The following is a 24,483-nucleotide window of genomic DNA, read 5'->3' on the forward strand; positions in this document are numbered from 1 at the left end:
GAGCGTGCGAAGGGGCGCCCGGCGGCTCGCCGGGCGCCCCTTTTCCGTGCCTACGCGGCGGCGCGGTCCGCGGCCTGGGCCTTCAGCGCGCGCTCGACGCCCGCGCGGGACTCGGAGACCAGGCGGCGCAGGGCCGCACCGGGCTCGGCCGACGCCAGCCAGGCGTCCGTCCGTTCGAGGGTCTCGGTGGAGATCTGCAGGGACGGGTACAGGCCGATGGCGATCTGCTGGGCGATCTCGTGCGAACGGGAGTCCCAGGCGTCCTTGACGATCTCGAAGTACCGCTCGGCGTACGGCGCCAGCAGCTCGCGCTGGTCCGTCTGGACGAAGCCGCCGATCACGGCCTCCTGCACCGCGTTGGGCAGCTTGTCGGAGTCGACCACCGAGGACCAGGCCTCCGCCTTCGCCTCCTCGGTCGGGCGGGCCGCGCGGGCGGTGGCCGCGTGCCGCTCACCGGCGGCGGTCCTGTCCCGCTCGTACTCGGCGGCGATCTCCGCCTCGTCGTAGCGGCCGACCGCGGCGAGGCGCTCCACGAACGCCCAGCGCAGCTCGGTGTCCACGACCAGGCCCTCGACCGTCTGCGAGCCGTCCAGGAGGGCCTCCAGCAGGTCCAGCTGCTCGGGCGTGCGCGCGGTCGCCGCGAAGGCCCGCGCCCAGGCCAGCTGGTGGTCGCTGCCCGCCTCGGCCGCCCGCAGGTGCGCGAGCGTGGCGTCGGTCCAGCGGGTGAGCAGGGGCTCACGGGCGGCCGGGTCGGCGTACAGGTCGACGGCCAGCTTCACCTGGCGGTGCAGCGACTGCACGACGCCGATGTCGGACTCCTTGCCGATGCCGGACAGCACCAGGGACAGGTAGTCGCGGGTGGCCAGCTCGGCGTCCCGCGTCATGTCCCAGGCCGAGGCCCAGCACAGGGCGCGCGGCAGGGACGCCTCGAAGTCGCCGAGGTGCTCGGTGACGACCGCGAGGGACTGCTCGTCCAGGCGGACCTTGGCGTACGACAGGTCGTCGTCGTTGAGCAGGACCACGGCCGGGCGGGGCTTGCCGGTCAGCTGCGGTACGGCGGTCAGCTCGCCGTCCACGTCCAGCTCGATCCGCTCGGTGCGCACCAGCTTGCCGACCGCGTCGAGGTCGTACAGGCCGATCGCGATGCGGTGCGGGCGCAGGGTCGGCTCGCCCTTGGCGCCGGCGGGCAGCGCGGGGGCCTCCTGGCGCACGGCGAAGGAGGTGATGACCCCGTCGGCGTCCGTCGCGATCTCGGGCCGCAGGATGTTGATCCCGGCGGTCTCCAGCCACTTCTTCGACCAGGTCCTCAGGTCGCGCCCGGAGGTCTCCTCCAGCGCGCCCAGCAGGTCGGACAGGCGCGTGTTGCCGAACGCGTGCCGCTTGAAGTACGCCTGGACGCCCTTGAAGAACTCGTCCTCGCCGACGTACGCCACCAGCTGCTTGAGGACGGAGGCGCCCTTGGCGTAGGTGATGCCGTCGAAGTTGACGAGGACGTCGTCCAGGTCGCTGATGTCCGCCATGATCGGGTGCGTCGAGGGCAGCTGGTCCTGCCGGTACGCCCAGGTCTTCATGGAGTTGGCGAACGTGGTCCACGAGTGCGGCCAGCGGGAGCCGGGGGCGGCGGCCTGGCAGGCGATGGAGGTGTAGGTGGCGAACGACTCGTTCAGCCACAGGTCGTTCCACCACTCCATGGTGACCAGGTCGCCGAACCACATGTGGGCCAGCTCGTGCAGCAGCGTCTCCGCGCGCAGCTCGTACGCCGCGTCCGTCACCTTCGACCGGAAGACGTACTGGTCGCGGACGGTGACCGCGCCGGCGTTCTCCATGGCGCCCGCGTTGAACTCGGGCACGAACAGCTGGTCGTACTTCTCGAAGGGGTACGCGTAGTCGAACTTCTCCTGGAACCAGTCGAAGCCCTGCCGGGTGACCTCGAAGATCGCGTCCGAGTCGAGGAACTCGGCGAGCGAGGGCCGGCAGTAGATGCCGAGCGGGACGCTCTGGCCGTCCTTCTCGTAGGAGCTGTGCACGGAGTGGTACGGGCCGACGATGAGCGCGGTGATGTACGACGAGATACGCGGGGTCGGCGCGAACGTCCAGACGTTGTCCCGCGGCTCGGGGGTCGGCGAGTTCGACACCACCGTCCAGCCCTCGGGCGCCTTCACGGTGAACTGGAAGGTGGCCTTCAGGTCGGGCTGCTCGAAGGAGGCGAAGACGCGGCGGGCGTCCGGAACCTCGAACTGGGTGTACAGGTACGCCTGCTCGTCGACCGGGTCGACGAACCGGTGCAGGCCCTCGCCCGTGTTGGTGTACGCGCAGTCGGCCACGACCCGCAGGACGTTGCGGCCCTCCAGCAGGCCCCGCAGCGCGATCCGGGAATCGGCGAACACCTCGGCCGGGTCCAGCCGGTCGCCGTTGAGCACCACCTCGTGGACGGCCGGGGCCACCAGGTCGATGAAGGACTCCGCCCCGGTACGGGCGACGTCGAAGCGCACCGTGGTCACGGACCGGTAGGTACCGCCCTCCTGCGCGCCGGAGAGGTCGAGATCGATCTCGTACGAGTCAACGTTGAGCAGCTCAGCCCGCTGCTGCGCCTCTTCGCGAGTCAGGTTTGTGCCAGGCACGCGGTCATCTCCTCGTTATGTGTGGGTTGCGCCATCCTTCCATGCCGTCCGGCGGAAACGCGATGTCCGCATCCCGCCGGTGCCCTCGGCACGGAAGTCGGAGCCTGGACCTATGACCACGACAACGACCTACAGCGTCCTCCCCATCCCCGCCGAGGCCCTCCGTTCCCTGCGCCTGACGGACGACGCGGGCCGTCCCGCCGTTCCGTACGCCGACCCGGAGGGTGACGAGATGTTGCGCTGCTGTCTGCGCCGCAGCGTGCCCGGGGAGCGGATCGCGCTGGTGGCGTACGCGCCGCTGCGCCGGTGGGCGGCCGAGACGGGGGCGGAGCCCGGGGCGTACGACGAGCAGGGGCCGGTCCTCATCCATGCGGAGGAGTGCCCCGGCTGGTCCGGCCCCGGTCTGCCCTTCACCCATGCCCAGCGGGTGCTGCGGCGGTACTCGGCGCAGGGGCACATCATCGGCGGGCAGCTGGTGGGCGAGGACTTCTCGGCGGCGCTCGACGAGGCGTTCAGCGAACCGGAGGTGGCGTCGGTGCACGTCCGGGCGGTGAAGTACGGGTGCTTCCTGTACGAGGTGAGGCGGGCATGACCGGTCGGCGCCGGTAGGCGGTGGCGAGGGCGGAGACGGTGACCCGCCCGGCGATCCCGGCCGGCTCCAGATGGCGCGCGCTCGGGGTCATCGCCACCAGGTCGAGGGCCGCCGCCGCGTCGAGGGACAGGCCGTACTCGACGCGTTCGGTGGCGGTGGCCTCGAAGAAGGGGGCCAGCGCGCGGCGCAGTCGCCGTTCCTTGTCCGGGTCGACGGCGAGTGTCCCGGGCAGCCGGCCGCGCAGTTCGGCCAGGTGCCGCGGGGTGGGCCGTACGACGATCAGGCGCCCGTGCGGGCGCAGCACGCGGTGGAACTCGGCCGGATTGCGCGGCGCGAACACGTCCAGTACGACATCGGCGGCGCCGTCGGTCAGTGGGAAGGGCCGGAAGACGTCCCAGCTCGCGGCGGCGGCCCGGTCGTGGGCCCGCGCCGCCGCATGCAGGGCGCGCGCGGAGGAGTCCAGGCCGAGGCGGCGGGCGCCGGGCAGCCGGTCGAGGACGCCGGCGAGGTAGTAGCCCGTACCGCATCCGGCGTCCAGGACCGTCGTCCGCTCGGCCGGCCGGGCGGTGGCCAGCCGGGCCGCCGCCTGGCGGAGGGGCTCGTACGCGCCGGTGGCCAGGAAGCGTGCCCTGGCGCGGACCATGGGCGCGTCGTCGCCGCTGGTGGCACGGGCGCCGGTGAGGAGGCCGACGTGGCCGTGGCGGGCGATGTCGAAGGAGTGGCCCGCCGCGCAGCGCAGGGCGCCGCGGGCGGGGTGGAGACCGGGTGCGCGGCACGTGGGGCAGCGGAGCAGGTCGAGGAAGGGTGCGAGGGCGGGCGGACAGGACACGGGCATGAGGCAGGCACTCCTGGGGGGCCGACGGGAAGGGGGCGGTGCCTGCGGTTCACCGCGGCAGGCACGCCGAGGAGGGCGACGCCGTACGGCATCGCCCTCGCGACCTTCCGGTCAGAGGAAGCAGTGGTGCGGGGTGCTCGTGAATGCCACGCGGGGAGTTTAGTCGCGGACTCCCGGATGCCTCAGGCGGGTCGGAGGGACGGGGCGGGGCCCAGGTGGGCGGTCAGGACGGCTTCGAGGGCCCCGGGGGCGGGGGCGGCGTCGGTGGCCCAGGCCGCGTAGCCGTCGGGGCGGACGAGGAGGGTGGTGCCGCGGGCGCTCGCCCAGTGGGCCACGGTGAGGCGGCCGGGGCGGGTCGCGGGCGGCGGCCGGTGGTCCGGGGTGACGAGGACGAACCGGCCGTCGCGCAGGGCCTCGTGGAGGCGGGTGCCGCCGGCGAGGCGGAGGTCGGGGACGCGGGTGCCGGTGAGGGGGTGGGCGCCGCGGGGGGCCGGGTAGCGGTGCCCGATGCCGGTGATCTGGGCGGTGATCCCGCGGCGGGCGGGGCCGACGGTGTTCAGGAACCCGGTGAGCAGGGCGCGGGCGGCCCGGGTCCAGGGGTGCTTGACCATGGCCAGCCGCACCAGCCCGCCGCTGCTGCGCAGGACCGCCCTGCCGACGGGATGCCGTTCGGCCTGGTAGGTGTCGAGCAGGGCGGGGTCGGCGTGACCGGCGAGGACCGAGACCAGCTTCCAGCCGAGGTTGGCCGCGTCCTGGAGGCCGGTGTTCATGCCCTGGCCGCCGGCCGGTGTGTGCACGTGCGCGGCGTCCCCGGCGAGGAAGACCCGCCCGACCCGGTACGCCGGCGCCTGCCGCTCGTCGCTGTGGAAGCGGGACATCCAGCGGGCGTCGTGCATCCCGTAGTCCCGGCCCAGTGCGAGCCGGGTGATCTCCTTGACCTCGGCCAGGTCCAGCGGCTCGGTGTCGGGGACGTCGCGGCCGCGGTGCCAGCAGATCACGCGGTGGTACCCGTCCCCGAACGGGGCGAGGAACGCGAACGCGTCGCCCACCGCGTCGACGGTGAGCAGCCCCTGCGGCTGTTCGGCCAGTCTGACGTCGGCGAGCACGACGGACCGGATCACCGACCTGCCCGGGAACGGCAGCCCGATCGCGTTCCGCACGGCGCTGCGCATGCCGTCGGCCCCCACGACGTACGCCGCCCGGAGGCTTTCCGTACGGCCCCGCGGTCCGCGGGTCTCGACCGTCACCCCGTCCGCGTCCTGGGCGAGCCCGGTCATCTCGGTGTCGTACCGGAAGCCGGCGCCCGCCTCGACGGCCCGCCTCAGCAGCGCCTTCTCGACCTCGTACTGCGGGAGGACGAGGAGGTGGGCGAAGCGGGAGGGGAGGTCGTCGAGGCCGATGGTGAGGCGGCCGAAGAGCCGGAGCCGGTCGAGGGTGCGGCCGGTGGCCTCCAGCTCGTCGGCGAGCCCGCGGGCGTCGAGCTGTTCGAGGGTACGGGCGTGCAGGACGAAGGCGCGGGAGAGGTTGCTGGTCTTCCGGGGGCGCTTCTCGAGCACGGTGACCGGGATTCCGGCGGCGGCGAGGTCACCGGCGAGGAGCAGCCCGGTGGGGCCGGAGCCGACGACGATGACCGGTGCGGGGGTGGTGGAGGGGGCTCCGCTGGTGCGCGTGGTGTCGGTGTTGCCGGTCATGGTGGCCTCCTGAAAGTGCCAACATCTGTGGGCCAACGTCCGTTGGTCAACACTTGTTGGCAACACTAGGAGGGCGACGGTGCGTCGTCAACAGTTGTTGGCCTACGAGTGTTGGCCTACGCTCGTGGGCATGACCGAGAAGCCCCCGGCCCCGCCCCGCCGCTCCGACGCCACCCGCACCGCCATCCTCACCGCCGCCCGCGAGCGCTTCGGCGCCGACGGCTACGACCGGGCCACCATCCGCGCCATCGCCAAGGACGCGGGGATCGACCCGTCGATGGTGATGCGCTATTTCGGCAACAAGGACGGACTGTTCGCCGCGGCCGTCGAGGTCGATCTGCGCTTTCCCGACCTCGCGCCCGTGCCCCGGGAGGAGGTGGGCCGGGCCCTGGTCGGCCACTTCCTGGACCTGTGGGAGGGGAACGAGCAGCTGCGGGCCGTGCTGCGCGTCGGCGTCACCAACCAGGCCGGGGCCGAGCGGATGCAGGGCATCTTCCGGGAGCAGCTGCTGCCCGTGGCCCGGCAGGTGTGTCCCGACCCCGAGCAGGTCCCGGCCCGCGCCGCCCTCTGCGCCGCCCAGCTCCTCGGTCTCGCACTCACCCGCTACGTCCTCCAGGTGCCCGCCGCACAGGCGCTGACGAGGGAGGAACTGGTGGTGTGGATGGGCCCGACGGTGCAGCGCTATCTGACCGCGCCGCACCCGTGACCCGCGCCCGCGATCCGCGTCCGCACCCGGCTCGCCCCGGGAAGAAGGTGCGGCACGGCGCCCGGTGGGAAAGACTCACTGGCCGTGGACACCACTGACGACGATCTCGCGCTCGTGGCGGCCGCCCGCCGCGTCGCCGAGGAGTACGCGCGCCCCGACATCCACACCGTGGCGGCGGCCGCGCGCACCGGCGACGGCAGGATCGTCACGGCCGTGAACGTCTACCACTTCACCGGCGGCCCGTGCGCCGAGCTGGTCGTGATCGGGGCCGCCGCGGGCCAGGGGGCGTACGAGCTGACCACGATGGTCGCGGTCCGCTCGCGCGACATGGCGGTGGTGCCGCCCTGCGGGCGGTGCCGGCAGGTCCTGATCGACTACTTCCCCGGTATCGCCGTCCTGGTCCAGCCGGGCGGACAACTGGAGCGGCGGTCCATCGCCGAGCTGCTCCCCGGTGCCTTCAGCCGGTCGGCGTCGTAGCGGCGGGAGCGGGAAACGCCGGGGGCGCCGACCTCGCCCGGGTACGCGTCACGCGCGTACCGACGGCGGGACAGGCGCCCCCGGCGTAGGAACCGATGTTCCGGCGATCAGGCCTTGGCCTGGGCGTCGGGCTTCACGTTGATGTTGGACGAGGTGGTCTTCGCCTTGCCGCGGGACTTGTCCAGCATCATCACCAGACCGGCGATGACCAGGAACAGGACGAGCGGGAGCAGCACGTAGAGGCCCAGCGTCTGAACGACGCTGAGGCCCTGACCGGGGTCGTCGCCGTCGTCGCGGGTCAGCGCGAGCGCGGGGGACGACATGAGCAGCATCATCAGCGTCGTACCGGCGGCCAGGGCGCCGGCGCGCAGGGCGTTCTTCTTGTCCACGACCTCAAGTTAGCGAATCACCCACAAGGCCGCGCGCCCGGGGTACCGTAGCGACCGCTCAACCGTCCCTGAGCTGGGCGAACACCTCCAGGAGTGCGCGCAGGCGCGGAGCGGCCGTCAGTTCCTCCAGCGGGACGGGCCTGCCCGCGCCGTCCGCGAGGGGCAACCGCCAGTTGGGGTACTCGGCGCAGGTGCCCGGCAGATTCTGCGGGCGGCGGTCGCCCACGCCGTCCGGGAGCCAGACGCCGATCAGCCGGGCCGGGGTGCGCAGCAGGAACCGGTGCACGGCGCGGACCTCCGCCTCCTCGGCGCTGCCGGGCGGTCCGGCCGCCGTGCGGTCCACCAGTCCGAGGCTGCCGAGCAGGGCGAGCCATTCGGCGGCGTCGGCGACGGCCTCGGCGCGCTCCTCGGCGGCGGGGCGGGTGAGCAGGCCGAGCCGGTCGCGCAGTTCGACGTGGTCGCCGGTGAGGCGGGCGGCGGTGGGCGGCAGGTCGTGGGTGGTGGCGGTGGCGAGGCAGTCGGCGCGCCAGCGTTCGGGGGGCAGGGGGCGGCCGTCGCCGGTCCAGTCGCGTTCGAACCAGAGCACGGAGGTGCCGAGCACCCCGCGCCGTTGCAGCGTCTCGCGGACACCGGGTTCGACGGTGCCGAGGTCCTCGCCGATGACGACGGCCCCGGCGCGCCCGGCCTCCAGGGCGAGGAGGGCGAGCATGGCCTCGGCGTCGTAATGGACGTACGTGCCCTCGGTGGGCGCGCTGCCCCGGGGGACCCACCAGAGCCGGAACAGGCCCATGACGTGGTCGATGCGCAGAGCGCCGGCGTAGCGGAAGAGGGCGCGCAGGAGGTCGCGGTAGGGGGCGTACCCGGTCGCGGCGAGGCGGTCGGGGCGCCAGGGCGGCAGGCCCCAGTCCTGGCCGCGCGCGTTGAAGGCGTCCGGCGGCGCGCCGACCGACATGCCCGCGGCGAAGACGTCCTGCTGCGCCCAGGCGTCGGCGCCGCCGGGATGCACGCCCACGGCGAGGTCGTGCACGACGCCGACCGGCATCCCGGCCTCCCGCGCGACGCGCTGCGCGGCCCGCAGCTGCCCGTCGGTGAGCCAGGCGAGGCGGGTGTGGAAGGCGACGCGGCCGGCGAGTTCGGTACGGGCGCGGGCGGTCGCCTCGGAGCGGGGGTCGTGCAGGCCGTCCGGCCACGTGGTCCAGTCGGGGCCGTGCGTCTCGGCGAGGGCGCAGTACGTGGCGTGGTCGTCGAGGGCCTGTCCGTGGGCGGCGCGGAAGGCGTCGTAGGCGGCCCGGCGGCCGGGCGCGAGGGGGACGGCGAGAACCGTCTCCAGCGCCTCGCGCTTCAGTTCCCACACCGCGTCGCGGTCGATGAGGGCGCCCTTGTCGAGCACGGCCGCGCGCAGCCGCGCGGCCCGCTCCAGGAGCGCGTCGAGCCGTTCGCGGTCCCCGGCGTACGCGTACTCGGGGACGTCCTCGACCCGCAGGTGCACGGGGTCGGGGAACCGGCGGGAGGAGGGCCGGTACGGCGACGGGTCCGTGGGCACGCCCGGCACCGCCGAGTGCAGCGGATTGACCTGGACGAACCCGGCCCCCGCGACGCGCCCGGCCCACCCCGCCAGCTCCGCGAGGTCCCCGAGGTCGCCCATCCCCCAGGACCGGCGCGAGAGCAGCGAGTACAGCTGGACGAGGAGTCCGTACGACCGTCCGCGCGGCGCGGGCAGCCGGTCGGGGGCGACGACGAGGTGGGCGCGGCCGGTGCGTCCGTCGGGGGCGAGGGCGGTGACCCGGTGGACACCGAAGGGCAGACCGGCGACGAGGGGGGCGGCTCCGCGGTGCGACCGAGGGTCCGTTCCCGCGTCGTACGACTCCTGTCCGCGCCCCCCGCTTCCGTACGGCTCGGGCTCGCGCCCCGTGCTCCCGTACGCCCCCTCCCCCGGTGCTCCCGGCACCGTCGCCTCCCGCGCCTCCCCCTGCTCCGTCTCGACGCGCACGCGCGTGCCGGGCGGCAGGGCGGCGAGGGCGCCGGGGTCCCGGGGGTCGCCGGCCCAGTGCACCACCGTCGGCGGCAGCAGGCGTTCGCGCAGTTCGCGCTCCCGGGCGGTGAGCGCGGCGCGGACCGCCCGGGGGGTCGAGGCGTCGACGCCCAGGGCGCTCAGGGCGGCGACGACGGCCGGGGCGGGGACGGTGACCGTACGGTCCGGGGCGGGGCTGTAGGAGACGGCGACCCCGTGCAGCTCGGCGAGCCGGGACAGCTCGTCCGCGCGCGCCCCGGTCATCTACGACCCCGCCGCGTAGGCGTCCGACTCGCTGGTCAGGGTGCTGGTGTCGGCGAGCGGGGGCTCGCTGGTCAGCGGCTCGGCGGCGGGCAGCGGGGGCTCGCTGGTCAGCGGCGCCGTGGTGGCGGCGGCCTCCGCGTTGAACGCGTACAGCCGGATCTCGCCGGTCTCGGTGGACTCGATGGACTCGATGGTCTCGGCGGACGGCTCCGCCAGGGGTTTGGGCTCGGGCGCGCCCCGGCCGTGTTCCCACTGGGCCGGGATCGGGGTTCGGGCCGGTGCGGCCACGGGGGCCTCCTTGTCCTGTACGGCGTCGAGGGTTATCGCAGCCCTACCCCGTGAAGGCCACCGCACTCACTATTCACTCAGTACATGTATCTAGTGCATACTGATCTCCATGAGCACCCGGCACATCCTCCTGGGCCTGCTGGAGGCGGGGCCGAGCCATGGCTACGACCTCAAGCGCCGCCACGACGAACGCTTCCCGCAAGCCCGCCCCTTGGCCTACGGGCAGGTCTACACGACCCTGCAACGCCTGGTCAGGGACGGTCTCGCCGAGGTCGAGGGGACCGACGCGGACGGCGGTCCGGAGCGCACGCTCTACCGGTCGACGGCCGCCGGGGCGCGCGAGCTGGCCCGGTGGGCCGGTGAGATCGCCCCGCCGGCGCCCTTCGTGGCGAACGAGATCTTCGCCAAGGTCGTCGTCTCCATCCTGTCCGGCGGCGATCCGGCCGCCTACCTCCGCGCCCAGCAGGACGCGCACAAGGCGCGGATGCGGGAGCTGACGGCGGTGAAGACGGACCCGGGCGCCGACCTGGCGACCGTGCTTTCGGCGGACTACGCCCTGAACCACCTCGACGCCGACCTCCGCTGGATGCACACCACGGCGGCCCGGCTGGCCACTTTGACCGCGGAGGTCGACACCACATGAACCACAGGGGGGACGCGATGAGCGACAAGGAAGAGGGACCGGTGCCGCTGCTGGCGGCCCGGAGCCTCGTCAAGGCGTACGGCAGGACACCGGCGCTGCGCGGCGCCTCGGTCGCGCTGGGCGCGGGCGAGATCCTCGCCGTGACCGGGGCCAGCGGCAGCGGGAAGTCCACGCTGCTGCACCTGCTGTCGGGGATCGCACGGCCGGACGAGGGCGCGGTGACGTACGACGGGCAGCGGCTCGACCGGCTGCCGGAGCGGCGGCTGACCGAGCTGCGCCGCACCGACTTCGGGGTGGTCTTCCAGTTCGGGCAGCTGATCCCGGAGTTGACGGCCGTGGACAACGTGGGGCTGCCGCTGCTGCTGGCCGGGGCCTCCCGCGCCACGGCCCGGGAGCGGGCGGGCGAGTGGCTGGAGCGGTTCGGGGTGCGGGGCCAGGAGGGACTGCGGCCGGGCGAGCTCAGCGGCGGCCAGGCGCAGCGGGTGGCGCTGGCACGGGCGCTGGTGACCGGCCCGAGGGTGGTCTTCGCGGACGAGCCGACGGGGGCCCTGGACTCGCTGGCGGGCGAGCAGGTGATGACGGCCCTGGTGCACACCGCCCGCGAGGCGGGCACGGCGGTGCTGCTCATCACGCACGACGCGCAGGTCGCGGCGTACGCGGACCGCGAGGTGCGGCTCGGCGACGGCCTCGTGCTCCCGGCGGGGGTGGCGGCGTGACGGGCGGTCCGGTGGGCGGCGGGACGGCCGGGGCGCGACCGCGGGACGGTGGCGCCGCGAGCGGGGGACGGCCGGCGCGGGACGAGGTGTCCGGCGCCGGTGTGCCGGCCGAGGCGCGGCTGGCCTGGCAGCTCGCCCGGGGCGCGGACCGGCGGGAGTGGTGGCGGGCAGGGCTGACCGCGGCCGGGGCCGCGCTGGCGACGGGGTTCGCGCAGGCCGCCGTGGTGCTGGGCTCCTTGCGGGGGCAGTACCACGTGTCCGTCGGCGACGGTCTGCTGAACGAGCCGGGCGAGCGTTCGGGGGTCGTCCTCGCCCTGGTGCTGCTGCTGGTGCCGGTGCTGGGGTTCCTCGGGCAGTGCGCCCGGATCGGTGCCGTGCACCGCGACCGGCGGCTGGCCGGGCTGCGGCTGGCCGGTGCCACCCCGGCCCAGGTGCGCCGGATCGCCGCGCTGGAGACCGGCCCGGCCTGTCTGCTGGGCTCGCTGCTCGCCACCGCCGCGGCCGTGGCGGTCGTACTGCGGCTGTGGAGCAGCCCGGCGCCGGCCGCCTGGGCGGGCCTCGCGCTGATCGCGCTCGCGGTGCCGGTGCTGGGCACGGCGGTGGCCGTACTGGCGCTGCGCCGGCTGGTGGCCTCGCCGCTCGGCTGGGTGCGCCGGGCCCGGCCGCGCGGCGGACGGGGGCCGGCGCTGCTGTTCGCGGGCGGGCTGCTGGTCGTCCTGCCGTCGGCGCTCTGGACCTTCGGCGGCGCGCGGAAGGGGCTGCCGTTGACGGTGTTCGCGCTGGTCGCCGCGGTCGGCGCGGGGACGGTGTGGCTGGCGGGCGGCACGGCGCGGCTGGCCGGGCGGCTGGTGGCGCGGCGGGCCCGGTCGGCGGCGACGCTGATCGCGGCGGAACGGCTGCGCGACGACCCGTGGGCCGCGGCCCGCACCCACGCGGCGGTGCTGCTGGTCACGGTGGTCGGCACCGGTTTCGTGGGCGTACGGCAGGCGCTCCTCGCCGAGCTGGACCGGATGCGCCGCGATCACCAGCTCGGCATGCCGACGGCCTTCTACACCACGGGCATCGGCCTGACGGGCGCCGCGATCCTCGTGGCCCTCGCGATCACCGTGTGCGGCCTCGCCGTCGGCACCGCGGAGTCGCTGGCGGACCGCCGCCGGGGGCTGGCCGCGCAGGTCGCCGCCGGGGTGCCGCGCGCGGTGCTCGGGCGGGCGCTGCTGCTGGAGACCGCGCTGCCGCTGGCGCCCGCGCTCGCGCTGGCGGGCGCCGGGGGCATGGCGATCGGCACCTGGTACGCCACGCTCGCCGACGGCACCGTCACCGTGCCCTACGCCGCCCTGCTGGTACCGGTCCTCGTCTACGGCTGCTGCCTGGCGGCGGCGGCCACCGCGCTCCCGCTGCTGCGCCGCTCGGCGCGTCCGGGGGAGCTGCGGTACGCGTGAGGGCGTACCGGCCCGTGCCCGCGGCCGGGGAGCCAGGCGGCGGGGCACGCCGCCGGGCCCCGCGTCCCGGCCGGGGAGCCGGGGCGTGGGGCGGATGCGCGGAGGCCCGGATCGTCAGGCGGAGATGCCGTCGATCCGGGCCATGGCGTCGTCCGCGCCGTACGGCTGCAGATAGGGCAGCCAGCGCGGGTCCCTGTGGCCGGTGCCGATGATGCGCCAGGCCAGGCCGGTGGGCGGGGCGGGTTTGTGGCGCAGGCGCCAGCCCAGTTCGACGAGGTGGCGGTCGGCCTTCACGTGGTTGCAGCGGCGGCAGGAGGCCACCACGTTGTCCCAGACGTGTTTGCCCCCGCGGCTGCGCGGGATGACGTGGTCGACGCTGGTTGCGACGCCACCGCAGTACATGCACCGGCCCCCGTCCCGCGCGAAGAGCGCACGACGGGTGAGCGGAACGGGCCCCCGATAGGGAACCCGCACGAATCGCTTGAGCCGGACCACGCTGGGCGCGGGGACTGTGACGGTCGCGCTGTGCATGAAGGCGCCGGATTCCTCGAGGGAGACGGCTTTGTTCTCCAGGACGAGGACGAGCGCGCGGCGGAGCGGTACGACGCCGAGCGGCTCGTACGACGCGTTGAGGACCAGGACATGCGGCACGGGTGCCTCCTTGGGCGTCGGCGGCGCGTGGCTCGCGCCGGGACGATCTGCAGTCAGTCTCCCCTCATGCCTGGTGGCGGCGCCACCATGTCCCGGTAACGGGCTGGGAGTGTTTTCGACCACAGGTGATACATCCCCCGGATCATGGCCTGTTCAAGCCAGGGTGAGCCCTGTCTCTCCCGCGCCCCTCCTTGGCGGATCCGCGCGGGGCACACACAATGCCCCGTTAGTGTGGTGGTGCTGGCCGTCCGGTGATCCTTTCGTGACCTCGCAGACCCTGCCCGCCCCACCGGTACGGACCGTGCAGCACCTGGAGGTACCTGCCGTGTCGTCCTTGCCCGTGGTCCTGAAGGCCGCCGGTGCGTCGCCGTCCCCCGCGCCGTCGGGAACCGCGCCGGCGGTGCCGACGCTCCAGGACGCCCAGGAGAGCGCGACGAACGCGGCGAGCTGGGTCGAGCAGAACTGGTCGACGTGGCTGGCCATGGGACTCCAGATCCTGCTGATCATCGTGGTGGCGGTCGCGCTGCGATCGGTGGTGCGGCGGGCGATCACCAAGCTGATCGAGCGGATGGCCCGTACCGCGCAGGCGGTGGACGGCACCGCGCTCGGCGGGCTGCTGGTGAACGCGGAGCGGCGGCGGCAGCGGTCGGCGGCGATCGGTTCCGTGCTGCGCTCGGTGGCGAGCTTCCTGATCCTCGGTACGGCGGCGCTGATGGTGCTGTCCACCTTCAAGATCAACCTGGCGCCGCTGCTGGCGTCCGCCGGTGTCGCCGGTGTGGCGATCGGTTTCGGCGCGCGGAACCTGGTCACGGACTTCCTGTCCGGCGTGTTCATGATCCTGGAGGACCAGTACGGCGTCGGTGACGTGATCGACGCGGGTGTGGCCACCGGTGAGGTGATCGAGGTCGGCCTGCGCGTGACGAAGCTGCGCGGTGCCGAGGGCGAGATCTGGTACGTCCGCAACGGCGAGGTCAAGCGGATCGGCAACCTGTCCCAGGGCTGGGCGACGGCCGGGGTCGACGTGACCGTGCGCTCGGGCGAGGACCTGGACCGGGTCAAGGCGACGCTGGACGAGGTCGCCGAGAAGATGAGCAAGGAAGAGCCCTGGAACGAGCTGCTGTGGGGCCCGATCGAGGTCCTCGGCCTGGACTCCGTCCTCCTCGACTCCATGGTGGTCCGCGTCTCCGCCAAGACCATGCCCGGCAAGAGCGTCTCCGTCGAACGCGAACTGCGCTGGCGCGTCAAGCGCGCCTTCGACGCGGCGAGCATCCGCATCGTGGGCGGCGCGACGGCCGTCGAGGACGTGGCGGACCTCCCCGACCCCACCGCCGCGGTCGCCGCCCCCTCCGTCTTCTCCGACGCCGACTCCCCGCAGTCGGTGACGGCGACGCCGATCACGACGCAGCGGACGGTGCCGCCGAAGAAGTAGGAGAAGCCGGAGGACGGTCCGGTGTGGAGGGGACGGTCATCGTGCCGTCGCGGCCGGATGACGAGCACGATCACGGGGCCTTCGAGCCGAGGGGGCGACGACCCCGCGGACGCGTGCCATGCCGCCGGTTACCGAGGTCGGCCACGGCGACCCCCTCCCCCCTCCCCGCGCCGTACCCCACCCGCGACGGCGGCGCCTTCCTCGCCGGCCGGCACGCCCCTCGCGACACCCCGGGATAACGACTCCGTTCCTCACGGCTCCCCCGTATTGACGCCTCCTCCGTGCCGGGCTTACGTTCACCCGCAATAGGAAAGTTTCCTAACAGTGAGGCAGGTGTCGGGAGCCATGGCAGGAACGGCCGGTACGCCGGGTACCCCGCGCGTGCTGCGCGCCATGAACGATCGCGCCGCCCTGGATCTGCTGCTGGAGCACGGGCCGCTGTCCCGGACCCGGATCGGGAACCTGACCGGGCTGTCCAAGCCCACCGCGTCGCAGCTGCTGGCCCGGCTGGAGGCGGCGGGGCTGGTCAGGGTGACCGGGACCAGTGAGGGACGGCCGGGGCCGAGCGCCCAGCTGTACGCCGTCGACCCCGGTGCCGCGTACGCCGCCGGCCTCGACGTCGCCCCGGGCCGCATCCGCGCCGCCGTCGCCGACATCACCGGCCGCACGGTCGGCGAGTACGAGCTGCCCACCCCCGGCAGACGCCCCGCGCAGCCCGTCGTACGGCAGGTCACCGACGCCCTCGACGGCGCGGTCGAGGCCGCCGGGCTCGCGCGCGGCGAGGTGCACCGGCTCGTCATCGGCACGCCCGGCGCGTTCGATCCGAACACCGGCCGGCTGCGCTACGCCTCGCACCTGCCCGGCTGGCACTCCCCCGCGCTGCTCGACGAACTCGCCGCCGCTTTGCCCATGCCGGTCGAGTACGAGAACGACGTCAACCTCGTCGCCCTCGCCGAACAGCGCCTCGGCGCCGCCCGCGGCCACGGCGACTTCGTGCTGCTGTGGAACGAGGAGGGCCTCGGCGCCGCCCTCGTCCTGGGCGGCCGGCTGCACCGCGGCTGGACCGGCGGCGCGGGCGAGGTCGGCTTCCTGCCGGTGCCCGGCACGCCGCTGGTCCGCCAGGTGACCAAGGCCAACAGCGGCGGCTACCAGGAGCTGGCCGGCGCCCAGGAGCTGCCGAAGCTGGCCCGTGAACTCGGCGTCCCGGACGTGCCGTCGGGCCCCTACACCGAGGCCGCGGAGGAACTGCTGGCGCGCGCCGCCGATCACGCGGCCGGCCCGCACCGGGAACTGCTCCGGGCGTACGCCACCCGCCTCGCCACCGGCCTCGCCGCGCTCGTCTCGGTCCTCGACCCCGAACTCGTCGTCCTCAGCGGCTCCGCCCTGACCGCCGGCGGCGAGGTACTGCGCGCCCTGATCCAGGCCGAGCTGGAGGAGCTGGCGGCGGCCAGGCCCCGGCTCGTCCTCGGCGACATCCGCGAACACCCCGTCCTGCGCGGCGCCCTGGAGGCCGCGCTCGCCACCACCCGCGACGAGGTCTTCGACACCTCGCGCCGGCCGCACCGCCCCGAATGACCGCAGCACCCCCGCAGCACCGCGTCCTCCCCTTCCCTACCCGCCACTGGGAGACCTCGCCATGCCCACAGCACTACCCGGAGTCACCCGAAAAGCCGCCTTCGCCCTGACCGCCTCCGCCGTGCTGCTCACCGCCGCGTGCACCGGACAGTCCGACGCGGGCGCCACGGACGACCCCACCAAGGACACGACGATCACCTTCTGGCACGCCTGGAGCGCGCCGAACGAGGTGAAGGCGGTCACGGCGCTGGTCGCCGGGTTCGAGAAGGCGCACCCCAACATCCATGTGCGCGTCGTCGGCAACATGACCGACGACAAGATCAACCAGGCGCTGCGCGCGGGCGGCACCGACGCCCCCGACGTGATCTCCTCCTTCACCACCAACAACGTGGGCAAGTTCTGCTCCTCGGGCGCGCTGGTCGACCTCGACCCCTTCCTGGGGAAGGCGGGCATCGATCCCGCGACGACCTTCCCGAAGGCCATGAACGAGTACACCCGGTTCGACGGCGACCGGTGCACCGTGCCGCTGCTCGGCGACGCGTACGGGCTGTACTACAACAAGACGGCGTTCGAGAAGGCCGGCATCGCCCGTCCCCCCGAGACCTGGAGCGAGTTCGAGGCCGACGCCAGGAAACTGACCGTCCCCGACGGCGACTCGTACAAGCAGCTCGGGTTCATGCCGGACTACCACGGCTGGGAGTCCACCACCGAGCACTACCTCGGCCAGTTCTCGCCGACGTACTTCACGAGGGACGGGAAGTCGAACATCGCCAAGGACCCCGCGTTCCGGGAGGGGTTCGCGCTCCAGAAGCGGCTCGTGGACGAACTCGGCGGATTCCGGCGGCTGGAGCGGTTCCGCGCCACCCTCGGCGACGAGTGGGGCCCCAGGCACCCCTTCCACACCGGCCAGGTCGCCATGCAGCTGGACGGCGAGTGGCGGCTCGGGATGGCCGAGCAGGCCGAGCCGAAGTTCGAGATAGGGGTCGCCCCGCTGCCCGTACCGGACGACCAGAGGAACCAGTACGGCAAGGGGTACATCACCGGCACCGTCGCGGGCATCGCCGCCACCAGCCACAAGCAGAACGCGGCCTGGGAGTTCGTCAAGTACGTCACCACGGACACGGACGCCGTGGTCGGCTTCGCCAACGGCATCCACAACGTGCCCTCCACCTTCGCGGCCCTCAGGTCCCCGGAACTGAGGTACGACCCGCGCTTCAAGACCTTCCTGGACATCGCCGCGAACCGCTACTCCACCACCACGCCCGCCTCCGTCAACGGCGGCCAGTACCTCGTGACCATCCAGCAGTTGGGCTACGACTACGAGAGCGGCAGGGTCAAGGATCTGACGGCCGGACTGGAGAAGGCGGCCGCGCAGATCGACACGGACATCGCGCAGGCGGAGTAGCCGATGAGCACGCTCACCTCGGCCTCCAGGCGCCGCCGGGCGGCACTGCGGACCCTCGCCTTCCTGTCGCCCTGGCTGATCGGCTTCGCGGTGTTCTTCGCGTACCCGCTGATCTCGACGGTCTACTTCTCCTTCATGCACTACGACGGCTTCCGGCCGCCCACCTGGAGCGGCGGGAAGAACTGGGCCTACGTCTTCGAGCACTACCCGCTCTTCTGGCCCGCCCTGCGCAACACCCTGTGGCTGGTCGTGGTGACGGTGACCCTGCGCGTGCTCTTCGGGCTCGGCGTCGGGATGCTCATCACGAGGATCAGGACGGGCACGGGGATCTTCCGCACCCTCTTCTACCTGCCGTACCTCGCCCCGCCGGTCGCCGCCACCATGGCCTTCGCGTTCCTCCTCAACCCGGGCACGGGCCCGGTGAACTCGCTGCTGGGCAGGACCGGGCTCCCGGCGCCGGGCTGGTTCGGCGACCCCGACTGGTCCAAGCCGGCGCTCACCCTGCTCGCGCTGTGGGGCATCGGCGACCTGATGGTGATCTTCATGGCGGCGCTGCTCGACGTGCCGGCGGAGCAGTACGAGGCGGCCGAACTGGACGGCGCCTCGGCGTGGCAGCGGTTCCGGTACGTGACGCTGCCGAACATCTCGCCGATCGTGATGTTCGCGGTCGTCACCGGGGTGATCCAGACCATGCAGTACTACACGGAGCCGCTGATCGCGGGAAAGGTCGCCTCCGGGGTGATCCAGGGCGCGGGCGCCCAGTTCGAACCCGGCTACCCGGACAGGTCCACGCTCACCCTCCCCCAACTCGTCTACAACCTCGGCTTCCAGCGCTTCGACTACGGCTCCGCCTGTGTCGTCGCCCTCGTCCTCTTCGCCCTGTCGATGGCGTTCACCGCGACGCTGATGCGGCGCCGGGGCGGCCTTGTCCAGGCAGGTGAACGATCATGACCCAGGTTCTCGCCCGGCCGGCCGAGGTGTCCGCGCCCGAGCGGCGCACCGCCCGCCGCAAGGAGCTGCTCCAGTGGATCGCGGTGCACTGCCTCGGTGTCGCCGCCGCGCTCTTCTTCGTGCTGCCCTTCGTGTTCGTCGTCCTGACCTCGCTGATGAGCGACAGCCAGGCGCTGAGCCGGGACCTCGTCCCGCACACCTGGGAATGGGGCAACTACCGCAAGGTCTTCGACACCCCCGGCTTCCTCACCTGGTGGAGGAACACGCTGGTCTACGCCGGCCTGGGCACCGTACTGACCGTGGTGTCCTCGGTCCCCGTGGCGTACGCCCTCGCCAAGTTCCGCTTCCGGGGCCGCAACCTCGCCCTGATGCTGGTGATCTCGACGATGATGCTGCCCCCGCAGGTCGTCGTCATCCCGATGTACCTCTTCTGGGCGAAACAGCTGGACCTGTCCGGGACGCTGTGGCCGCTGATCGTCCCGATGGCGTTCGGCGACGCGTTCTCCATCTTCCTGCTGCGCCAGTTCCTGATGACGATCCCGGACGAGTACGTCGACGCCGCCAAGGTCGACGGCTGCGGCGACCTGCGCACCCTGGTCCGGGTCATCCTGCCGATGGCGAAGCCCGGCATCGCCGCCGTGGCCCTCTTCCAGTTCTTCAACGCCTGGAACGACTACTTCGGCCCCCAGATCTACGCCTCCGAGAACCCCGGCGCCTGGACGCTGAGTTACGGCCTGGAGTCCTTCAAGGGCGCGCACCACACCGACTGGAACCTCACCATGGCCGCGACGGTGCTGGTCATGGCCCCCGTGATCCTCGTGTTCTTCTTCGCCCAGAAGGCATTCGTCGAAGGCGTCACGCTCACCGGAGTGAAGGGTTGATCTCTGTATGAAACTCACCGTGGTCGGCGGCGGCTCGACCTACACCCCCGAACTCGTCGACGGCTTCGCCCGGCTCAGGGACACCCTGCCCGTCGAGGAACTGGTCCTGGTGGACCCGGCCGCCGAACGCCTGGAACCGGTGGGCGGGCTGGCCCGGCGGATCTTCGCCCGCCAGGGGCACGGCGGGAGGATCGTGACCACCTCCGACCTGGACGCGGGCATCGACGGCGCCGACGCCGTGCTGCTCCAGCTGCGCGTCGGCGGACAGGCGGCCCGGCAGCGGGACGAGACCTGGCCGCTGGAGTGCGGCTGCGTCGGCCAGGAGACCACCGGCGCGGGCGGCCTCGCCAAGGCGTTGCGCACCGTGCCCGTCGTGCTGGACATCGCCGAGCGGGTGCGCCGCGGCAACCCGCGCGCCTGGATCATCGACTTCACCAACCCGGTGGGCATCGTCACCCGCGCCCTGCTGCACGCCGGGCACCGCGCCGTCGGCCTGTGCAACGTGGCGATCGGCCTCCAGCGGAAGTTCGCCGCCCACCTCGGCGTGACCCCGGCGGACGTGCACCTGGCGCACGTGGGGCTCAACCACCTCACCTGGGAGACCGCTGTACACCTCGGCGGCCCCGAGGGCGAGAACGTGCTGCCCGAGCTGCTCGCCGAGCACGGCGACGCCATCGCCGACGACCTGCGCCTGCCCCGTCGGCTCCTCGACCGTCTCGGCATCGTCCCCTCCTACTACCTGCGCTACTACTACGCGCACGACGAGGTGGTGCGCGAACTGCGCACGAAGCCGTCACGGGCCGAGGAAGTGGCGCGCATGGAGCGGGAGTTGCTGGCGATGTACGGCGACCCGGCCCTGGACGAGAAGCCGGCACTGCTCGCCAGGCGGGGCGGGGCGTACTACTCGGAGGCCGCGGTGGACCTCGCGGCGGCGCTGCTCAGCGGGGGTGGCAGCCCGTACCAGGTGGTGAACACGCTCAACAAGGGCACGCTGCCCTTCCTCGCCGACGACGCGGTGATCGAGGTGCAGGCGGCGGTCGGCCCGACCGGTCCCGCGCCGCTGCCCGTGCCGGAGGTGGACCCGCTGTGCGCGGGCCTGATCGCGAACGTGGCGGCGTACGAGGAGCTGGCCCTGGAGGCGGCGCTGCGCGGCGGCCGGGACCGGGTCTTCCGCGCCCTGCTCGCGCATCCGCTGATCGGCCAGTACGACTACGCCGAGGCCCTGACCGACAGACTGATCGCACACAACCGGGAGCATCTCGCGTGGGCCTGACCTCGACCGACACCACGAGCGTGCTCGCCATCGACGCGGGCAACAGCAAGACCGACGTGGCCGTGGTCAGCGCCGCCGGAGAGGTGCTGGCCACGGCGCGCGGCGGCGGCTTCCGGCCGCCCGCGGTGGGCGTGCCGGCGGCCCTGGAGGCGCTCGCCGAGCCGGTGGGGCGGGCGCTGGCGGACGCGGGGCTCGGCTCCGTCACCCATGTCTCCGCCTGTCTGGCCAACGCCGATCTGCCCGTGGAGGAGGAGCGGCTGGCGAGCGCCCTGCGCGCGCGGGGCTGGGGCGCCTCGGTGGAGGTGCGCAACGACACCTTCGCGGTCCTGCGCGCGGGCGTCGCCGAGCCCCGGGGCGTGGCGGTGGTGTGCGGCGCGGGCATCAACTGCGTGGGGATGCGGCCCGACGGCCGTACCGCCCGCTTCCCGGCGATCGGCCGGATCTCCGGCGACTGGGGCGGCGGCTGGGGGCTCGCGGAGGAGGCCCTGTGGTTCGCGGCGCGGGCGGAGGACGGCCGCGGGGAGGCCACGGCGCTCGCGCGGACCCTGCCCGCCCACTTCGGGCTGTCCTCCATGTACGCGCTGATCGAGGCCCTGCATCTGGAGCACCTCGCGCCCGGCCGGCGGGGCGAGCTGGCCCCGGTGCTGTTCGCGACGGCGGCCGACGGCGACCCGGTGGCGCGGGCGATCGTGGACCGGCTCGCGCAGGAGGTGACGGTGCTGGCCACGGTCGCGCTGACCCGCCTGGACCTGCTGGACGAGGAGACGCCGGTGCTGCTCGGCGGCAGTGTGCTGACCGCCGGGCACGCCCAGCTGAACGACGGGGTGCGGGCCCTGCTGGCGGCCCGCGCCCCCAAGGCAGCCGTGCACGTCGTCGACGCGCGCCCGGTCCTCGGCGCAGTACTCCTCGGCCTGGACCGGCTGGAGGTGCCGGCAGGGGCGCGGGAGCGGGCGCGACGGTACTGGGAAGCGCCCTGAACTCCCCTGTGGAGAAACGGTTTCCTCTGGCCGTGCACGGACCGGCCCGAGGAACCGAACACCTGCTCCCGGCGTGTATACGGACAGCACATACTGGGACCACACAAGATCCAGTGAAGGCCGATGCGGAATGTCACTCCGTGCGGCGATACTTGGCTGCGTACGGATGACCATGGGGGAGGTCGAGTGACACACCCGCCGCAGAGCGCAGCACCACCGGCCGCGGGCTCCGCCGTGCCCGGCGTACCCGGCATCCCCGCGCAACCCGGCCCGCCGGTCCGGGCGCCGCGCCCACCGCGCCCACCGCAGTCCCGGCGGACCGCCTTCACCGAGGGCGCCGAGAGGCTGCGCGCCGCCGCGACCACCGAGCCGGGCCGGCTGCGCCTCATCGGCGCCGTACTCGCCCTGCTGGTCGTGGCGTTCGGCGCGGTCACCGCCTGGCAGAGCAGCGAGCGCGCGGCCGCCGCCGACGACGTGCTGCACCGCAGCCAGCCCCTCAGCTCCGGCGCCGCCGACATCTACCGCGCCCTCGCGGACGCCAACACCGCCGCCTCCAGCGGCTTCCTGGCGGGCGGCCAGGAGCCGGCCGCCACGCGCGACCGGTACGAGAAGGACATCAGCACCGCCGCCTCCGGCCTGGTCACGGCCGCCGCCAACGCCGAGCCCGGCTCCGCCTCCGAGGCCACCATCGCCCGCCTGAACCGGCTGCTGCCCGAGTACAAGGGCCTCATAGAGCGCGCCCGCACCTACAACCGGCAGGGCTACCCGGTCGGCGGCGCCTACCTGCGGTACGCCAACGAGAAGATGCAGGCGGAGATGCTCCCGGCCGCGGAGGACCTCTACACCAAGGAGAACGCGCGCCTGGACGCCGACTACGGGGACGCGACGCCGTACCCCTGGGCGGCCATCGCGCTCGGCGTGCTCGCCCTCGCGGCCCTCGGCTGGGCCCAGCGACGCGACTACCGGCACACGAACCGCGTCCTCAACCACGGCCTGGTCGCGGCCGGTTCCGCCACGCTGATCGCCCTGCTGTGGCTCACCGTCGGGCACACCGTCGCCCGCTCCGAGCTGAACGGCTCGTACGACCACGGCGTCCGCTCCCTGACCGTCCTGCACGACGCCCGCATCGCCTCCCTGAAGGCGCGGGGCAACGAGAACCTGAGCCTGGTGGCGCGCGGCGCCGAGACCGTCACGGTCGGCGGCAAGCAGTACGACACGTACTACTACGACTTCGACAAGGACATGACGGTGCTCGCCCGGGAACTCGGCCGGGCCGAGCGGCTCGCCGACGACTCCGGCGGCACGGCGCCCGTCAAGGCCGCCGAAGGCAGCACCGCACTGTGGAAGCAGCGGCACGCCGCGGCCCGCGCCGAGGACGAGAACGGCAACTACCAGCAGGCGCTGGACAAGGTGATCGGCGCCAAGGGCACCACCGGCGAATGCTTCGACGGTGTCGACAGCGACCTCGCCCGCGCGATAGGCCATGAGCAGGCCGAGTTCCACCGGGCCGCCACGGACGGGCGGGACGCCATGACCGGGCTGCCCGCCGGCGCCGGCGCCCTCGCGGTGCTCGGCGCGGCGGGCGCGCTCGCCGGGATCGGCCGCAGGCTTTCGGAGTACCGGTGAGAAGGGGCATGGCGATGGGCGTGAGCCGGCTGCGCGGCTGGGGCGGTGTCGGCACGATGGCGGTCCTGTGCGCCCTGGCGCTGGCGTTCGTCCTGCTGCTGCCGTGCACCCAGACCCCGCACCACCGGCCCGCGCCCGACCGGGCCGGGCAGCAGCTCGCCGAGGGCAGCCAGGTGCGCGCCGACGCCTGCCAGGACTCCGAGGCGCAGAAGCAGACCCTCGCCCCGTCCGGCGCGGACGGCCCGACCATCGACGCCATCAAGGCCCGCCAGGGCGTCCGGCGCAAGCTGGTCGTCGGCGTCGACCAGAACAGCTACCGCTGGGGCTACCGCAACCCCAACACCGAGGGCGCCCAGCTGGAGGGCTTCGACATCGACCTGGTCCACCGCATCGCCCAGGACATCCTCGGCGACCCGGACGCGGTCCAGTTCAAGGCGATACCGACCAGCCAGCGCATCTCGGCGATCCAGGACGGCCGCGTCGACATGGTCGTACGGACGATGACGATCACCTGCGAGCGGCTCGGGCAAGTGGCCTTCTCGGCGCCGTACTTCAAGACCGGGCAGCAGGTGCTCGCGCCCAAGGCGTCCCCGATCACCGGGTACAACGGCACGCTGGCGCACAAGAAGGTGTGCACGGCGGCCGGTTCGACGGCGTACGCGAAGCTGGACGCGGACAGGAAGGCCGGGACCCTGCCCGCCTCCACCGACATCTCCACCACCGTGCCCAGCCAGCTCGACTGCCTGGTGCGGCTCCAGCTCGGCGAGGTCGACGCGGTGGTCACCGACGGCGCCCTCGCCGCGAGCCAGGCCGCGCAGGATCCCACGGTGGAACTCAAGGGAGCGCCGTTCACGACCGAGTACTACGGAGTGGCGATGCGGAAGGACGCCTCCGATCTGGTACGCCGGGTCAACCGGGTCCTGGTCGCCTACCGCGCGAGCGGCTGGCAGGCGTCGTACGACACATGGCTGTCGGCCACACTGGGCAAGGACTCCTCGGCGTCCAAGCCGCCCGCACCGCAGTACCTGCGCACCAGTTGATGC

At 73.5% G+C, this 24,483-nt stretch carries 22 protein-coding genes; 15 read left to right on the forward strand and 7 right to left on the reverse strand.

From position 1 onward, the window contains the following. Positions 1 to 50: 50 nt before the first annotated feature. The gene (gene pepN, locus QSK45_RS26530; protein ID WP_285561180.1) at positions 51 to 2,621 is read right to left on the reverse strand and encodes an aminopeptidase N; all 2,571 of its coding nucleotides are present in this window, start codon (positions 2,619 to 2,621) and stop codon (positions 51 to 53) included. Positions 2,622 to 2,733: 112 nt separating this feature from the next. Here pepN and QSK45_RS26535 point away from each other — a divergent pair, with 112 nt between their 5' ends. Further along, entirely contained in the window at positions 2,734 to 3,213 is a 480-nt protein-coding gene (locus tag QSK45_RS26535) for a DUF1203 domain-containing protein (protein ID WP_285561182.1), read from the forward strand. Here the strand turns inward: QSK45_RS26535 and QSK45_RS26540 are convergent. Then, complete coding sequence (locus QSK45_RS26540; protein ID WP_285561184.1) at positions 3,134 to 4,048, reverse strand: putative RNA methyltransferase; 915 nt, start codon at positions 4,046 to 4,048, stop codon at positions 3,134 to 3,136. The genes QSK45_RS26535 and QSK45_RS26540 overlap by 80 nt on opposite strands. Positions 4,049 to 4,230: 182 nt before the next feature. Next, positions 4,231 to 5,739, reverse strand: a complete 1,509-nt coding sequence (locus QSK45_RS26545; protein ID WP_285561185.1) for an FAD-dependent monooxygenase — start codon at positions 5,737 to 5,739, stop codon at positions 4,231 to 4,233. Positions 5,740 to 5,869: 130 nt separating this feature from the next. Between QSK45_RS26545 and QSK45_RS26550 the strand changes: the two genes are divergently transcribed. Together QSK45_RS26550 and QSK45_RS26555 are read left to right on the forward strand one after the other, a co-directional pair. Further along, positions 5,870 to 6,445 carry a TetR/AcrR family transcriptional regulator gene (locus QSK45_RS26550; protein WP_285561188.1) on the forward strand — a complete coding sequence of 192 codons (576 nt, stop codon included), beginning with the start codon at positions 5,870 to 5,872 and terminating at the stop codon, positions 6,443 to 6,445. A 78-nt stretch (positions 6,446 to 6,523) separates the two neighbouring features. Continuing rightward, positions 6,524 to 6,922: a cytidine deaminase family protein gene (locus tag QSK45_RS26555; protein ID WP_395484871.1), complete on the forward strand. Its 399-nt coding sequence runs from the start codon at positions 6,524 to 6,526 to the stop codon at positions 6,920 to 6,922. Between the two features lie 107 nt (positions 6,923 to 7,029). On the opposite strand, the gene QSK45_RS26560 is transcribed toward QSK45_RS26555, so the two are convergent. The 3 genes from QSK45_RS26560 to QSK45_RS26570 are packed head-to-tail and all read right to left on the reverse strand — an operon-like array spanning position 7,030 to position 9,874. Further along, positions 7,030 to 7,311, reverse strand: coding sequence for a hypothetical protein (locus tag QSK45_RS26560; RefSeq protein WP_285561190.1), 282 nt, complete (start codon positions 7,309 to 7,311; stop codon positions 7,030 to 7,032). Positions 7,312 to 7,369: 58 nt separating this feature from the next. Next, the gene (gene malQ / locus QSK45_RS26565) at positions 7,370 to 9,586 is read right to left on the reverse strand and encodes a 4-alpha-glucanotransferase (protein WP_285561192.1); all 2,217 of its coding nucleotides are present in this window, start codon (positions 9,584 to 9,586) and stop codon (positions 7,370 to 7,372) included. Then, the gene (locus QSK45_RS26570) at positions 9,587 to 9,874 is read right to left on the reverse strand and encodes a hypothetical protein (RefSeq protein ID WP_285561194.1); all 288 of its coding nucleotides are present in this window, start codon (positions 9,872 to 9,874) and stop codon (positions 9,587 to 9,589) included. It abuts the gene before it with no gap. A gap of 109 nt (positions 9,875 to 9,983) precedes the next feature. On the opposite strand from QSK45_RS26570, the gene QSK45_RS26575 reads away from it, so the two are divergent. From QSK45_RS26575 to QSK45_RS26585, 3 genes are all read left to right on the forward strand, one after another. Continuing rightward, positions 9,984 to 10,517, forward strand: coding sequence for a PadR family transcriptional regulator (locus QSK45_RS26575; protein ID WP_285561196.1), 534 nt, complete (start codon positions 9,984 to 9,986; stop codon positions 10,515 to 10,517). Positions 10,518 to 10,534: 17 nt separating this feature from the next. Then, entirely contained in the window at positions 10,535 to 11,233 is a 699-nt protein-coding gene (locus tag QSK45_RS26580) for an ABC transporter ATP-binding protein (RefSeq protein WP_285561198.1), read from the forward strand. Between the two features lie 101 nt (positions 11,234 to 11,334). Then, entirely contained in the window at positions 11,335 to 12,672 is a 1,338-nt protein-coding gene (locus tag QSK45_RS26585; RefSeq protein ID WP_285561487.1) for an FtsX-like permease family protein, read from the forward strand. A 114-nt stretch (positions 12,673 to 12,786) separates the two neighbouring features. Here QSK45_RS26585 and QSK45_RS26590 read toward each other — a convergent pair whose 3' ends face one another. Then, on the reverse strand, positions 12,787 to 13,323 hold the full coding sequence (locus QSK45_RS26590) for an HNH endonuclease (RefSeq protein WP_020940112.1): 537 nt from the start codon (positions 13,321 to 13,323) through the stop codon (positions 12,787 to 12,789). Between the two features lie 325 nt (positions 13,324 to 13,648). On the opposite strand from QSK45_RS26590, the gene QSK45_RS26595 reads away from it, so the two are divergent. The 9 genes from QSK45_RS26595 to QSK45_RS26635 all read left to right on the forward strand — a co-directional run bounded on the left by QSK45_RS26595 (position 13,649) and on the right by QSK45_RS26635 (position 24,480). Then, on the forward strand, positions 13,649 to 14,752 hold the full coding sequence (locus QSK45_RS26595; protein WP_285561489.1) for a mechanosensitive ion channel family protein: 1,104 nt from the start codon (positions 13,649 to 13,651) through the stop codon (positions 14,750 to 14,752). A gap of 345 nt (positions 14,753 to 15,097) precedes the next feature. Further along, positions 15,098 to 16,327 carry an ROK family transcriptional regulator gene (locus QSK45_RS26600; RefSeq protein WP_285561204.1) on the forward strand — a complete coding sequence of 410 codons (1,230 nt, stop codon included), beginning with the start codon at positions 15,098 to 15,100 and terminating at the stop codon, positions 16,325 to 16,327. Between the two features lie 61 nt (positions 16,328 to 16,388). Beyond that, positions 16,389 to 17,732 (forward strand): ABC transporter substrate-binding protein, encoded by a 1,344-nt coding sequence (locus QSK45_RS26605; protein ID WP_285561206.1) that lies wholly within the window; start codon positions 16,389 to 16,391, stop codon positions 17,730 to 17,732. Positions 17,733 to 17,735: 3 nt separating this feature from the next. Then, positions 17,736 to 18,683 carry a carbohydrate ABC transporter permease gene (locus QSK45_RS26610; protein ID WP_285561208.1) on the forward strand — a complete coding sequence of 316 codons (948 nt, stop codon included), beginning with the start codon at positions 17,736 to 17,738 and terminating at the stop codon, positions 18,681 to 18,683. Beyond that, on the forward strand, positions 18,680 to 19,564 hold the full coding sequence (locus QSK45_RS26615; RefSeq protein ID WP_285561210.1) for a carbohydrate ABC transporter permease: 885 nt from the start codon (positions 18,680 to 18,682) through the stop codon (positions 19,562 to 19,564). The genes QSK45_RS26610 and QSK45_RS26615 overlap by 4 nt, the downstream gene beginning before the upstream one ends. 7 nt (positions 19,565 to 19,571) lie before the next feature. Then, a complete protein-coding gene (locus tag QSK45_RS26620; RefSeq protein ID WP_285561212.1) occupies positions 19,572 to 20,837 on the forward strand; it encodes a 6-phospho-beta-glucosidase in 1,266 nt (421 codons plus the stop codon). Then, positions 20,828 to 21,814: an N-acetylglucosamine kinase gene (locus QSK45_RS26625; RefSeq protein WP_285561214.1), complete on the forward strand. Its 987-nt coding sequence runs from the start codon at positions 20,828 to 20,830 to the stop codon at positions 21,812 to 21,814. The genes QSK45_RS26620 and QSK45_RS26625 overlap by 10 nt, the downstream gene beginning before the upstream one ends. A 186-nt stretch (positions 21,815 to 22,000) precedes the next feature. Then, the gene (locus QSK45_RS26630; protein ID WP_285561216.1) at positions 22,001 to 23,440 is read left to right on the forward strand and encodes a GlnX family signal transduction membrane protein; all 1,440 of its coding nucleotides are present in this window, start codon (positions 22,001 to 22,003) and stop codon (positions 23,438 to 23,440) included. A gap of 8 nt (positions 23,441 to 23,448) precedes the next feature. Further along, entirely contained in the window at positions 23,449 to 24,480 is a 1,032-nt protein-coding gene (locus QSK45_RS26635; RefSeq protein ID WP_395482902.1) for a glutamate ABC transporter substrate-binding protein, read from the forward strand. The last annotated feature ends 3 nt before the right edge of the window (positions 24,481 to 24,483 follow it).

The organism is Streptomyces hygroscopicus subsp. hygroscopicus (assembly GCF_030269125.1).
Classification (GTDB): Bacteria; Actinomycetota; Actinomycetes; order Streptomycetales; family Streptomycetaceae; genus Streptomyces; species Streptomyces hygroscopicus_C.

What these genes read in the sequence shown, in the direction of transcription:
- QSK45_RS26535 (WP_285561182.1), top strand. Translation starts at nt 2,734, where the DNA reads ATGACCACGACAACGACCTACAGCGTCCTCCCCATCCCCGCCGAGGCC.
- QSK45_RS26540 (WP_285561184.1), bottom strand. Translation starts at nt 4,048, where the DNA reads ATGCCCGTGTCCTGTCCGCCCGCCCTCGCACCCTTCCTCGACCTGCTC.
- QSK45_RS26545 (WP_285561185.1), bottom strand. Translation starts at nt 5,739, where the DNA reads ATGACCGGCAACACCGACACCACGCGCACCAGCGGAGCCCCCTCCACC.
- QSK45_RS26550 (WP_285561188.1), top strand. Translation starts at nt 5,870, where the DNA reads ATGACCGAGAAGCCCCCGGCCCCGCCCCGCCGCTCCGACGCCACCCGC.
- malQ (WP_285561192.1), bottom strand. Translation starts at nt 9,586, where the DNA reads ATGACCGGGGCGCGCGCGGACGAGCTGTCCCGGCTCGCCGAGCTGCAC.
- QSK45_RS26575 (WP_285561196.1), top strand. Translation starts at nt 9,984, where the DNA reads ATGAGCACCCGGCACATCCTCCTGGGCCTGCTGGAGGCGGGGCCGAGC.
- QSK45_RS26580 (WP_285561198.1), top strand. Translation starts at nt 10,535, where the DNA reads ATGAGCGACAAGGAAGAGGGACCGGTGCCGCTGCTGGCGGCCCGGAGC.
- QSK45_RS26600 (WP_285561204.1), top strand. Translation starts at nt 15,098, where the DNA reads ATGGCAGGAACGGCCGGTACGCCGGGTACCCCGCGCGTGCTGCGCGCC.
- QSK45_RS26605 (WP_285561206.1), top strand. Translation starts at nt 16,389, where the DNA reads ATGCCCACAGCACTACCCGGAGTCACCCGAAAAGCCGCCTTCGCCCTG.
- QSK45_RS26610 (WP_285561208.1), top strand. Translation starts at nt 17,736, where the DNA reads ATGAGCACGCTCACCTCGGCCTCCAGGCGCCGCCGGGCGGCACTGCGG.
- QSK45_RS26615 (WP_285561210.1), top strand. Translation starts at nt 18,680, where the DNA reads ATGACCCAGGTTCTCGCCCGGCCGGCCGAGGTGTCCGCGCCCGAGCGG.
- QSK45_RS26620 (WP_285561212.1), top strand. Translation starts at nt 19,572, where the DNA reads ATGAAACTCACCGTGGTCGGCGGCGGCTCGACCTACACCCCCGAACTC.
- QSK45_RS26635 (WP_395482902.1), top strand. Translation starts at nt 23,449, where the DNA reads ATGGCGATGGGCGTGAGCCGGCTGCGCGGCTGGGGCGGTGTCGGCACG.